This is a genomic window from Pseudomonas sp. Pseusp97 (genome assembly GCF_047304025.1).
Taxonomy (GTDB): Bacteria; Pseudomonadota; Gammaproteobacteria; order Pseudomonadales; family Pseudomonadaceae; genus Pseudomonas.
Window position 1 is genome coordinate 1 of record NZ_JBGLYK010000191.1, and the last position, 11,499, is coordinate 11,499.

The following is an 11,499-nucleotide window of genomic DNA, read 5'->3' on the forward strand; positions in this document are numbered from 1 at the left end:
GCGCGCATCCCGCGGCGCGCCGGCGCCCAGCGACTGGCCCACGCGCACGGTCACCGCCATGGCCAGCGAGTAGGGGATCATGAACACCAGCGCGCTGAAGTTCAGCGCCACCTGGTGGCCCGCCACCACCTTCTCGCCGAGCTCGCCGATCAGCAGCGCGATCACCGAGAAGATGCTCGACTCGGCGAACACCGCGATGCCAATAGGCAGGCCGACCGCCACCAGGCTGCCGATCACCTTGGGTTGCGGCAGCTCCCAGTGGCTGAACAGCTGGCTCGGCTTGTAGACCTTCGCCCAGTTCACCCAGAACAGCATGCCCAGCAGCATGAACCACATCACCGAGCCGGTGGCCCAGCCGCAGCCGGGGCCACCCAGGGCCGGGAAGCCGAGGTGGCCGTAGATCAGCACGTAGTTGATCGGGATGTTCAGCATCAGCCCGCAGATGCCCAGCACCATGCTCGGCCGGGTGCGTCCCAGGCCGTCGCTGAAACAGCGCAGCACATGGTACAGCGCCACCGCCGGCAGGCCGCAGGCGATGCCGCGCAGATAGAAGCAGCTGGGTTCGATCAGCGCTTCCTCGACCTTCATCGCGCGCAGCACGGGTTCCGAGAGCAGCCACAGCGTCGCCCCCGCCAGCGGGCCGACCAGCAGCGCCAGCCACAGTGCCTGGCGCACCAGCGGGCCGGTGCCGGCCTGGTCGCCCGCGCCGTAGCGCTGGGCCACCTTGGCGGTGGTGGCAAGCAGGGTGCCGGTCATCAGCAGAAAGATCGGAATCCAGATCGAGTTGCCCAGCGCCACCGCCGCGAGGTCGCGCGGCCCCACGCTGCCGGCCATCACCGCATCGACGAAGCCCATGGCGGTGGTCGCCAGTTGCGCAATCATGATGGGTGCTGCGAGGGTCAGCAGTTCCTTGAGTTCGGTGGCGGTGCGCCGTCCGCGTGAGACGGGCTGGGTGAGGCTGGTCACGGCTTTCCTTGGCAGAAGAAATAAGCGGGAAGCCGGCCAGTTTAAGGGTTGTCCGGGTGGTCAGCAAAGCCTTGCGTGCATGGTGCGGGACCGCGCGCAACTGCGCTGGTAAAGTACCCGGTGCCGCTTTCTGGAGTCAGCCCATGCCTATCCTTGCCGATGAAAACATTCCCCTGGTCGAAGCCTTCTTCGGCGCCCATGGCGAGATTCGCCGTCTGCCCGGACGCGCGATCGACCGCGCGGCCGTTGGCGATGCCGAAGTCCTGCTGGTGCGCTCGGTGACAGACGTCAGCCGCGAGCTGCTCGAAGGCAGCCAGGTAAGGTTCGTCGGCACCTGCACCATCGGCACCGATCACCTGGACCTCGGCTACTTTGCCGAGGCCGGCATCGCCTGGTCGAGTGCGCCCGGCTGCAACGCCCGCGGCGTGGTGGACTGGGTGCTGGGCAGCCTGCTGGCGCTGGCCGAAGTGCATGGCGCCAGGCTCTCCGAGCGTCGCTATGGCGTGATCGGCGCGGGTCAGGTCGGCGGTCGCCTGGTGGATGTACTGCGCGGGCTGGGTTGGGACGTTCGCGTCTGCGACCCGCCGCGCGCCGCTGCCGAAGGTGGCGATTTCCGCAGCCTGGAGGAAGTGTTGCGCGAGTGCGACGTGATCAGCCTGCACACCCCGCTGACCCGCGACGGCGAAAATCCGACGCGCCACCTGATCGACGCTGCGCGCCTCAAGACACTGCGCCCCGGCACCTGGCTGATCAACGCCAGCCGGGGCGGCGTGGTCGATAACACGGCGCTGCGCATCCACCTGGAATCCGGCGCGGATATCGACGTGGCGCTGGACGTCTGGGAAGGCGAGCCGGAAGTGAACGTGCAACTGGCCCAGCGCTGCCGCATCGCCACCCCGCACATCGCCGGCTACAGCCTGGACGGCAAGTTGCGCGGCACGGCGCAGATCTACGAGGCATTCTGCGCCTGGCAGAAATGCGCCCCGGCGGTCGACCTCGACGACCTGCTGCCCGCGCAATGGCTGGCGGAGCTGAGCCTGAAGGAGGAATGCGATCCGGACTGGGCGCTGGCGATGCTCTGCCGCGCGGTGTACGACCCGCGCAGCGATGACGCCGACTTCCGCCGCAGTCTGAGCGGAGATACCCAGACCCGGCGGGCGGCCTTCGACGCGCTGCGCAAGCACTACCCGCCGCGCCGGGAGATCACCGGGCTTTGGGTGGACATCCAGGGCGACTCGCCGCGCCTGGAAAGCCTGCTGACCGCGCTGGGCGCCAACCGGGTCGGGGAATAGCGTCCGTTCCGAAGATCAGCGGCGCGGCGGTTCCCAGGTCTTGTCCAGCTCCTGGCAGGCACGCTGGATCATGTCTTCGGTGATGGGCACTTCGCGGCCCTGGGCATCGATGATCGAACCGCCGACCGGCTGCTGCGGATGACGCGGGGTGGGACGGGGAGTGGTTTCACGTTGGGGTTGCAGGCTCATGGCCAATCTCCTCTACATCAGGTTCTTTGCAGTCTAGGCAGATCAGATGAAAGCCCGGTGACAGAGGCTGCCAAGGGCAGCGTCGGAGAATCGTCACCGAAGACAGACGACAGGTCGCCTCGCAGATTGCGTGCCAATCGCGAGGTCCCCGGTCATCTGCTTGTCGTTATAGTTCGTGGAGTTGCCGCTTCCCTGGTCCGACCCGGCATTGCGCCGGTGGTTCGAAGAAGTTTCCCTCGAGGTTGAGTATGGACAGGATTCGCATAGGGCTGATCATCAATCCGCTGGCCGGTATCGGCGGCCCGACTGCGCTCAAGGGCAGCGATGGGGTGGCCGACCTCGCCCTGGCTCGCGGCGCCGAACCGCGGTCGGCGGAGCGTACGCGGGTCGCCCTGGAGCACCTGCTGCCAGTGTGCGAGCGCCTGGAATTCCTCACCTTCCCCGGCCCCATGGGCGCCGACCTGCTGGCGGACATGGGCTTTGCCCATCGCCTCGTGGGGGCCCTGGAGCACGAGCGGAGCAGCGCGACGGATACCCGTCATGCCGTGCAGGCGCTGCAGAAGGCCGGCGTCGCGCTGATCCTCTTCGCCGGTGGCGACGGTACCGCGCGGGACGTCGCCGAGGTGGCCCACGAAGGTCAGCCGGTGCTGGGGATTCCTGCCGGGGTGAAGATTCACTCCGGGGTCTATGCCATCAGCCCGCGCGCCGCGGGGGAACTGGCGCGGCGGCTGGTGGATGGCGGCCTGGTGCGCCTGACCCAGGGCGAAGTGCGCGACCTCGACGAGGCCGCGTTGCGCGAGGGCCGTGTCGCCGCGCGCTGGTACGCCGAACTGACGGTGCCCGAGGAAGGCCACTTCATGCAGCACGTGAAACAGGCCGGCATGGAGACCGAGGAACTGGTGCTGGCCGATCTCGCCGCCTGGCTGGAGGACAGCTGGGAAGACGACGTGCGCTACGTCTTCGGCCCCGGCTCGACGCTGCATGGCCTGGCCGCCGACCTGCACCTGGAGACCACGCTGCTGGGGGTCGACGTGATCGAGAATGGCGAAGTGATCGCCCGCGACGTCACCGAGGCACAGCTGTTCGAACTGGTGGACGGCCATCCGGCCTTCCTGCTGGTGACCGCCATCGGCGGGCAGGGGCACATCCTTGGGCGCGGCAACCAGCAGATCAGCCCGCGCGTGCTGCGCGCCATCGGCATCGAACGGCTGCGGGTGATCGCCACCAAGCGCAAGCTCGGCACCCTCGAGGGCCGGCCGCTGCTGGTGGATAGTGGTGACGCCGGGCTGGATGCGAGCTTCCCGGCGGCAGTGCGGGTGTGGGCCGGCTACAAGGAAGAGCTGCTGTATCCGCTGGGATGGGGCAGTGAAGCCTGACGAACTGACCATGCCTGTTCGCTCGCGTAGGGCGAATACGCCAGAGGCGTTATCCGCCGCACTGGCGGATAACCCGTTCCGGGTTATGCGCCCTACGTGGCTGGGATGGGGCAGTGATGATCAGCCGCTTGCGTAAGGCGTTTTCCGCCGCGCCAGCGAAGGTCGGGGCTGACCGCGTGAGGAGGGCGAATAACGCCGGAGGCGTTATCCGCCGATAACTCTGTTCGAGGGAAACGTCGGCGCAGGAAGCGATCCCTCTTGCAGATGGCACTCCCTCTGGGGTGAGGGCGCACTTCACGGAAGCAGACAGTGGCGGTATGCATGGTGGTGATTCTCACCGCAGCTGATCTAGACTCCGGCTCTTTGCAAAGTGGCACAGGGGAGCAGGCCATGCATTCGGGCGGATGTCTGTGCGGCGCGGTGCGCTACGAGATCAGCGGCGAACTGGCGCCTGTCCAGGTCTGCCATTGCAGCCAGTGCCGCAAGGCCCAGGGCGGGCCGTTCGCCACCAACATTCCGGTGGACCGCGCGGCGTTCAGGCTGGTGAGCGGTGAGTCGGAGCTGGCCGAGTACCGCGCCACGCCGGAAAAACAACGTGTATTCTGCCGCCGCTGCGGCTCGCCGATCTACAGCGCGCGCGATGCCCTGCCGGAAACTTTGCGGGTGCGTGCGGGAACCCTGGACGAGCCGGTGCGGACAAAGCTCGAAGCGCATTACTACGTCGACTCCCGCGCCAGCTGGTGGCCGCTGGAGGACAAACTGCCCCACCACGGTGGCGCAAAGCCGGGATGAAGGAGCTGGCGCAGCCAGCGGCAGTCAGGGAGTAACAGGGTCGGTGGGAATGGATCGGAAATTTCGTGTGCTGGTGCTGGGCGGTTACGGCAACTTCGGCAGCCTGATCGTACGGCGCCTGAGCGGTATCGACGGCATCCGCGTGCTGGTGGGCGGGCGCGACCAGCGCCGCGCCAATGAACTGGCCGCGCAGGTGGGCGGCGAGGCGGTGTGCCTGGACATGAACCAGCCGACACTGGCCGGCCGCCTCAATGAACTGAAAGTCGACCTGGTGATTTCCACCGCCGGGCCATTCCAGGGTCAGGATTACCGCGTCGCCCGCGCCGCCATCGGCGCTCGCGCGCATTACGTCGACCTGGCCGACGCGCGGCAGTTCGTCTGCGGCATCCACGAGCTCGACCGCGCCGCGCGCAGCGCCGGCGTGCTGGTGTGCAGCGGCGCGAGTTCGGTTCCCGCGCTGGCTGCTTCGGTGATCGACGAGCTGCTGCCGCGCTTCCAGCGCCTGGACAGCATCCACCACGGCATCAGCTCCTCGGCGAAGATTCCCGGCCAGGCCACGGTGTCCGCGGTGCTGGGTTATTGCGGCAAGCCGCTGCGCCAGTGGCGCCAGGGCCGCTGGCAGGACGTTCACGGCTGGCAGGGGCTCAATCGCCATCGTTTCCCCGCGCCGCTGGGTACGCGCTGGCTGGCCCACTGCGACGTGCCTGATCTGGATCTCTTCCCGCAGCGCTACCCCGGCGTGCAGGACGTGCGCTTTTCCGCAGGCCTTGGCCTGAGCCTCACCCAGTTCGGCACCTGGGGCCTGTCCTGGCTGGTGCGCGCCGGCCTGGTAAAGGACGCCGCTCGCCTGGGCGTCGGCCTGCACCGCATGGCCGTGGCCATGGAGCCGCTGGGCGACGGTCGCAGCGGCATGTTCGTTCACCTGCAGGGCATCGATGGCGACGGCAAGCCCCTGGCGCTGTGCTGGGAAATCCTCGCCCAGCAGGACCACGGCCCGAACATTCCCTGCATGGCGGCGGTGGCCCTGGCGCGCAAGCTGGCCGCCGGGCAACTGGGCCAGCGCGGCGCAACGGCCTGCGTCGGCCTGCTGAGCACGCAGGAGTACCTCGACGAGCTGGAGGGCCTGAGCATCTCCCATGGCCTGCGTGAACTGACCCTGCAATGAGCCGGAGGTGTTGCCCAGGCAACAGTCGATCAGCAGCGCTGTTGCCTGGGTGACACGAAACACCCGTCAGAACCGGCTGAAGTGCCCCAAAATCATACATTTCCCTGTTGGTACGGCCCTTGCTCAAGGCTTCTGTACCTAGCGCAACAGTCAACAGGGAAAACCCATGACCAGCCCCATCAAAGTGGTCGCCGTCTCCGGCGGCACCTATCGCCCCTCGCGCACCCTGGTGCTCACCCAGGCCGTGCTCGACGCCCTCGGCGAACAGCTTCCGGTGCAAGCCCAGATCATCGAACTGGCCGACATCGCCCGCCCGCTGGGCGCCGCGCTGTCGCGCCAGGAACTCTCCGCGGAGCTGGAAGCCACCCTGCGCGAGATCGAGACCGCCGACCTGCTGGTGGTGGCCTCGCCGGTCTACCGCGGCTCCTATCCGGGCCTGCTCAAGCACCTGTTCGACCTGGTGGACATGAATGCCCTGATCGATACCCCGGTGCTGCTCGCCGCCACCGGTGGCAGCGAGCGCCATGCGCTGGTCCTCGACCACCAGCTGCGCCCGCTGTTCAGCTTCTTCCAGTCGATCACGCTGCCGATTGGCGTGTACGCCAGCGAGGCAGATTTCGCCAACTACCAGATCACCAGCGATACCCTGCGCGCCCGCATCCAACTGGCCGCCGAGCGCGCCGCGCCGCTGTTCGCCCGCCCGCAACTGCGCAAGACCGCCTGAGGAGCCAGCGATGAACGTGTTCTGGTTCCTGCCCACCCACGGCGACGGGCACTTCCTCGGCACCAGCGAGGGCGCGCGCCCGGTGTCGCTGCCGTATCTCAAGCAGATCGCCCAGGCCGCCGACTCCCTCGGCTACTACGGCGTGCTGATTCCCACCGGCCGCTCCTGCGAGGACTCCTGGGTAGTCGCCTCGGCCCTGGCGCCGCTTACCGAGCGCCTGCGCTACCTGGTGGCGATCCGTCCGGGAATCATCTCGCCGACCGTTTCCGCGCGCATGGCCGCGACCCTCGACCGGCTGTCCGGCGGGCGCCTGCTGATCAATGTGGTCACCGGCGGCGACCCGGATGAAAACCGTGGCGATGGCATCCACCTCAGCCACGCCGAGCGCTATGAAGTCACCGACGAATTCCTGCGCATCTGGCGCCGCGTGCTGCAGGGCGAGTCCGTGGACTTCGCCGGCAAGCACCTGCAGGTGGAGAACGCCAAGGCGCTCTACCCGCCGATCCAGAAGCCGTACCCGCCGCTATACTTCGGCGGCTCCTCCGCCGAGGCCCACGACCTGGCGGCCGAGCAGGTGGACGTCTACCTGACCTGGGGCGAGCCGCCGCAGGCGGTCGCGCAGAAGATCGCCGACGTGCGCGAGAAGGCCGCGAAGCAGGGCCGCAGCGTGAAGTTCGGCATCCGCCTGCACGTGATCGTCCGCGAGACCGCCGAGGAAGCCTGGAAGGCCGCCGACAAGCTGATCGCCAACATCTCCGACGAGACCATCGCCAACGCGCAGAAATCCTTCGCCCGCTTCGACTCCGAAGGCCAGCGGCGCATGGCCGCGCTGCACGGCGGGCGCCGCGACCAGCTGGAGATCTACCCCAACCTCTGGGCCGGTGTCGGCCTGGTGCGCGGTGGCGCCGGTACCGCGCTGGTGGGCGATCCGCAGCAGGTTGCCGAGCGCATCAAGGAGTATGCGGACTTAGGGATAGACAGCTTCATCTTCTCCGGCTACCCGCACCTGGAAGAGGCCTATCGCTTCGCCGAGCTGGTCTTCCCGCTGCTGCCCGAGCCCTACGCCAGCCTGGCCGGGCGTGGCGTGACCAACCTCACCGGGCCCTTCGGCGAAATGATCGCCAACGACGTGCTGCCCGGACGCAAGGCCGGCTGACCCGGCGCCTTCGACACCACGCCCCGACTTGCCGGGCAGCAGCCCGGCATGCCCAGAAATGATTGAAGAGGAAGCGAGCGTGAACGCCAAGACGCGTCTCGACGCACAGACACCCGGGCAGATCGCCCAGCGCCTGGCCGCCGGTTTCGCCGAAACCGCCGCCGAGCGCGACATCCGTGGCGGCACGCCGAAGGCCGAGCGCGACGCGCTGCGCCAGAGCGGCCTGCTGTCGCTGATCATCCCCACCGAGTACGGCGGCCTGGGCGCCGACTGGAGCACCACGCTGGACATCGTCCGCCAGTTCGCCGTGGTCGACAGCTCCATCGCCCACGTGTTCGGCTTCCAGCACCTGATGCTGGCCACCGTGCGCCTGTTCTCCCGCCCCGAGCAGTGGCAGCCGTGGTTCGAGCTGACCGCGCGCAACCAGTGGTTCTGGGGCAACGCCCTGAACCCGCTGGATACCCGCACCGTGTCGCGCACCTTCTCCGGCTGGCGCGAGTTCTCCGGGCGCAAGAGCTTCTGCTCCGGCGCGCTGGATTCGCAGATGCTCATCGCCTCGGCGCTGGACGGCGAGGGCGGCAAGCTGCTGATCGCCGCCATCCCCACGGCCCGCAGCGGCATCAGCCTGGCCCACGACTGGGACAACATGGGCCAGCGCCAGACCGACAGCGGCAGCGCCACCTTCGAGCGGGTGCGGGTGGAGGAGAGCGAACTGCTGCTCGATCCGGGCCCGCTGAGTACGCCCTTTGCCTGCCTGCGCCCGCTGATCGCACAGCTGATCTTCACCCACGTCTTCCTCGGCATCGCCGAAGGCGCCTTCGAAGAGGCACGGCAGTACACGCTCAAGGAAGCCCGCCCGTGGTTCCGTTCCAGCGCTGCCACTGTGGGTGAGGACCCTTACGTGCTCGCACATTACGGCGAGTTCTGGGTTGGCCTGGAAAGCACCCGCCTGCTGGTGCGCCGCGCCGCGCAACTGCTCGACGAAGCCTGGAGCAAGGGCGCCGCGCTGGAAGCCGAGGAGCGCGGGCGGCTGGCCGTGGCCATCGCCACCGCCAAGGTCGCCGCCACCCGCAACGGCCTGGAAATCTGCAACCGCCTGTTCGAGGTCACCGGCGCGCGCTCGACCCACGCCGCGCTGCGCATCGATCGCTACTGGCGCAACCTGCGCACCCAGACCCTGCACGACCCGGTGGACTACAAGGTCCGCGAGCTGGGCGACTGGGCGCTGAACCAGCAACTGCCGCAACCGACTTTCTACTCATGAACGCGACCACACCCGAGGGTCTGCTGACCCTGCCCAAATCGCCCGCGCTGGCCACCTCCATCCGCGCCACCGCCCAGGTTTTCGAAGACCCGAAGTCCCAGGCACTGCTCGACCACCTGCAGCAGGTCGCGCCCAGCGAGGCCAGCGTGCTGATCATCGGCGAGACCGGCACCGGCAAGGAGCTGGTGGCGCGGCACATCCACAACCTCAGCGCGCGGCGCGGCGGGCCCTTCGTGGCGGTGAACTGCGGGGCCTTCTCCGAATCGCTGGTGGAGGCCGAGCTGTTCGGCCACGAGAAGGGCGCCTTCACCGGCGCGCTGGCGGCCAAGGCCGGCTGGTTCGAGGAAGCCAATGGCGGCACGCTGTTCCTCGACGAGATCGGCGACCTGCCGATGCCGATCCAGGTCAAGCTGCTGCGCGTGCTGCAGGAGCGCGAAGTGGTGCGCCTGGGCTCGCGCAAGAGCATCCCGATCAACGTGCGGGTGCTGGCGGCGACCAACGTGCAGCTGGAAAAGGCGATCAACGCCGGGCACTTCCGCGAGGACCTCTACTACCGGCTCAACGTCGTCAGCCTGGAGCTGTCGCCGCTGCGCGAACGGCCCGGCGACATCCTCCCGCTGACCCGCCATTTCATCGCCGAATACAGCCGGCGCCTGGGTTACGGGCAGAGCCAGCTGAGCGCCGAGGCGGCGCAGAAGCTGCGCAGCTATTCGTGGCCGGGGAACATCCGCGAGCTGGAAAACGTCATCCACCACACCCTGCTGATCTGCCGCGACGGCGTGGTGCGCGCGGAGGACTTGCACCTGTCCAACCTGCGCATCGAGCGCAGCGAGGAGCCCCGGCTGGAATCCCTGGGCGCCGAGCAGATTCTCCAGCAGGCGTTCCAGCGGCTGTTCGAAGAGCAGGGCGGCAACCTGCATGCGCGGGTGGAAGATGCGCTGCTGCGCGCGGCCTATCGCTTCTGCCATTGCAACCAGGTGCACACCGCCAACCTGCTTGGGCTGAGCCGCAACGTGACGCGCACACGGCTGATCGAGATCGGCGAACTGGTGGTGAACAAGCGCCGGGGCGCGACGGCGATCGATCCGCAGCGGGGCGTGCGGCTGTCCATCTAGGTTGGTCCGTTCAGGCCCGTCTATTTGGAGGTATGCGCCGCCGGCCACTGATCCACGGCAAGAAAACCGGCCAGTGGCCAGCCTAGACTCCGGGACCGCCCATCCCCGCGAAAGGAGTCACCCATGCACGTGGACATCGCCATCGTCGGCGCCGGCCCCGCCGGGCTTTGCCTGGCCCGCTCGCTGTCGGGCAACGGCCTGTCGATCCTGCTGATCGACCGCCAGCCGCTGGCCGCCGTGGCCGAGCCCGCCGAGGACGGCCGCGAGATCGCCCTGACCCACGCCTCCCGCGCCGAGCTGCAGCGGCTGGGGATGTGGTCGCGGATCGACCCGCAGGAAGTCTCGCCGCTGCGCGATGCCCAGGTGCTCAACGGTCCCTCGCTGTTCACCTTGCGCATCGAGGCCGAGCAGGCCGGCGCCGAGCAGCTGGGCTACTTCGTCTCCAACCAGATGATCCGCCGCGCTGCCTTCGATGCGGTGCACGAGTGCGCGGACGTTTCGCTGGTCTGCGGGCGGGCGCTGCGAAATCTGCAGGTGCAACAGGACGGTGTGTCGTTGACCCTGGACGATGACAGCCGCGTCCACGCGCGCCTGCTGGTGGCGGCCGACAGCCGCTTCTCCGAGACCCGCCGGATGCTCGGTATCGGCGCGCACATGGAAGACTTCGGCAAGACCATGATGGTCTGCCGCATGGTCCATGAGAAACCGCATCACAACGTTGCCTGGGAATGGTTCGGCTACGGCCAGACCCTGGCGCTGCTGCCGATCAATGGCGACCGTTCCTCGGTGGTGCTGACCCTGCCGCAGCGCGAGATGGCGCCGCTGCTGGAGCTGGACGAGAAGGCTTTCGCCGACGAGATGGAGCGTCGCTTCGACCGACGCCTGGGCGGCATGCAGCTGCTCGGTCGGCGCCACAGCTATCCGCTGGTGGGTGTGTACTCGGACCGTTTCGTCGGGCCGCGCAGCGCGCTGATCGGCGACGCTGCCGTCGGCATGCACCCGGTCACTGCCCACGGCTTCAACTTCGGCCTGCAGAGCCAGCGTCGGCTGGCCAACGAAATCCTGACGATCCATCGCCGTGGCGGCGATATCGGCGGCGTTTGGCCGCTGCGTCGCTATGCCATGGCCCACCGCCTGGCGACCTGGCCGCTGTACCAGGCCACCCGGCTGATCGTCGGCCTGTACACCGACCCGCGCCCGCCGGTGCGCCTGCTGCGCAACGCCGGCCTGCGCCTGGCGCAGAACCTGCCGCCGCTGCGCACGGCCATCGCCAGGCACCTGACCCAGGGGGCCTGAATGCAGGTAGGTGCCTGTGGGGCGGATAACGCATTCGGCGTTATGCGCCCTACGGAATTGAAGCGTTCGCGGGGCAAAAAGCAGCCGACCAAAAAAGCCCCCCGAATAGGGGGCACGTTGTTTGGGCGCGTGGTAGGGGAAGGGGCCCCCCCCCCCACAAAGGG

At 68.2% G+C, this 11,499-nt stretch carries 11 protein-coding genes; 9 read left to right on the forward strand and 2 right to left on the reverse strand.

What is annotated here, in order from left to right; translation table 11 throughout:
* A partial coding sequence (locus ACCC94_RS23285; RefSeq protein ID WP_413351960.1) for an MATE family efflux transporter occupies positions 1–966 on the reverse strand: 966 nt, incomplete at its 3' end.
* 143 nt (positions 967–1,109) lie between these two features.
* On the opposite strand from ACCC94_RS23285, the gene pdxB reads away from it, so the two are divergent.
* Positions 1,110–2,258 (forward strand): 4-phosphoerythronate dehydrogenase PdxB, encoded by a 1,149-nt coding sequence (gene pdxB, locus ACCC94_RS23290; protein ID WP_413351961.1) that lies wholly within the window; start codon positions 1,110–1,112, stop codon positions 2,256–2,258.
* Between the two features lie 15 nt (positions 2,259–2,273).
* Here pdxB and ACCC94_RS23295 read toward each other — a convergent pair whose 3' ends face one another.
* On the reverse strand, positions 2,274–2,447 hold the full coding sequence (locus tag ACCC94_RS23295; protein ID WP_413351962.1) for a PA1571 family protein: 174 nt from the start codon (positions 2,445–2,447) through the stop codon (positions 2,274–2,276).
* 248 nt (positions 2,448–2,695) lie between these two features.
* On the opposite strand from ACCC94_RS23295, the gene ACCC94_RS23300 reads away from it, so the two are divergent.
* The 8 genes from ACCC94_RS23300 (at position 2,696) to ubiM (ending at position 11,335) form a co-directional block, all read left to right on the forward strand.
* The gene (locus ACCC94_RS23300) at positions 2,696–3,823 is read left to right on the forward strand and encodes an ATP-NAD kinase family protein (protein ID WP_413351963.1); all 1,128 of its coding nucleotides are present in this window, start codon (positions 2,696–2,698) and stop codon (positions 3,821–3,823) included.
* A gap of 390 nt (positions 3,824–4,213) precedes the next feature.
* Entirely contained in the window at positions 4,214–4,615 is a 402-nt protein-coding gene (locus tag ACCC94_RS23305) for a GFA family protein (RefSeq protein ID WP_413351964.1), read from the forward strand.
* A 49-nt stretch (positions 4,616–4,664) separates the two neighbouring features.
* Complete coding sequence (locus ACCC94_RS23310) at positions 4,665–5,780, forward strand: saccharopine dehydrogenase family protein (protein ID WP_413351965.1); 1,116 nt, start codon at positions 4,665–4,667, stop codon at positions 5,778–5,780.
* Between the two features lie 166 nt (positions 5,781–5,946).
* The gene (msuE, locus tag ACCC94_RS23315; RefSeq protein ID WP_413351966.1) at positions 5,947–6,504 is read left to right on the forward strand and encodes an FMN reductase; all 558 of its coding nucleotides are present in this window, start codon (positions 5,947–5,949) and stop codon (positions 6,502–6,504) included.
* Positions 6,505–6,514: 10 nt separating this feature from the next.
* Positions 6,515–7,660, forward strand: a complete 1,146-nt coding sequence (gene ssuD, locus ACCC94_RS23320; protein WP_413351967.1) for an FMNH2-dependent alkanesulfonate monooxygenase — start codon at positions 6,515–6,517, stop codon at positions 7,658–7,660.
* 79 nt (positions 7,661–7,739) lie between these two features.
* Positions 7,740–8,924 (forward strand): acyl-CoA dehydrogenase family protein, encoded by a 1,185-nt coding sequence (locus ACCC94_RS23325; RefSeq protein WP_413351968.1) that lies wholly within the window; start codon positions 7,740–7,742, stop codon positions 8,922–8,924.
* Complete coding sequence (locus tag ACCC94_RS23330; RefSeq protein WP_413351969.1) at positions 8,921–10,039, forward strand: sigma-54 interaction domain-containing protein; 1,119 nt, start codon at positions 8,921–8,923, stop codon at positions 10,037–10,039. The genes ACCC94_RS23325 and ACCC94_RS23330 overlap by 4 nt, the downstream gene beginning before the upstream one ends.
* A 123-nt stretch (positions 10,040–10,162) precedes the next feature.
* Positions 10,163–11,335, forward strand: a complete 1,173-nt coding sequence (gene ubiM, locus ACCC94_RS23335; RefSeq protein ID WP_413351970.1) for a 5-demethoxyubiquinol-8 5-hydroxylase UbiM — start codon at positions 10,163–10,165, stop codon at positions 11,333–11,335.
* Positions 11,336–11,499: the final 164 nt, after the last annotated feature.

Bases quoted from the DNA above. Each gene is read 5' to 3' on its own strand.
- pdxB (WP_413351961.1), top strand. From the start codon at position 1,110: ATGCCTATCCTTGCCGATGAAAACATTCCCCTGGTCGAAGCCTTCTTC.
- msuE (WP_413351966.1), top strand. From the start codon at position 5,947: ATGACCAGCCCCATCAAAGTGGTCGCCGTCTCCGGCGGCACCTATCGC.
- ubiM (WP_413351970.1), top strand. From the start codon at position 10,163: ATGCACGTGGACATCGCCATCGTCGGCGCCGGCCCCGCCGGGCTTTGC.
- ACCC94_RS23295 (WP_413351962.1), bottom strand. From the start codon at position 2,447: ATGAGCCTGCAACCCCAACGTGAAACCACTCCCCGTCCCACCCCGCGT.
- ACCC94_RS23300 (WP_413351963.1), top strand. From the start codon at position 2,696: ATGGACAGGATTCGCATAGGGCTGATCATCAATCCGCTGGCCGGTATC.
- ACCC94_RS23330 (WP_413351969.1), top strand. From the start codon at position 8,921: ATGAACGCGACCACACCCGAGGGTCTGCTGACCCTGCCCAAATCGCCC.
- ACCC94_RS23305 (WP_413351964.1), top strand. From the start codon at position 4,214: ATGCATTCGGGCGGATGTCTGTGCGGCGCGGTGCGCTACGAGATCAGC.
- ssuD (WP_413351967.1), top strand. From the start codon at position 6,515: ATGAACGTGTTCTGGTTCCTGCCCACCCACGGCGACGGGCACTTCCTC.
- ACCC94_RS23310 (WP_413351965.1), top strand. From the start codon at position 4,665: ATGGATCGGAAATTTCGTGTGCTGGTGCTGGGCGGTTACGGCAACTTC.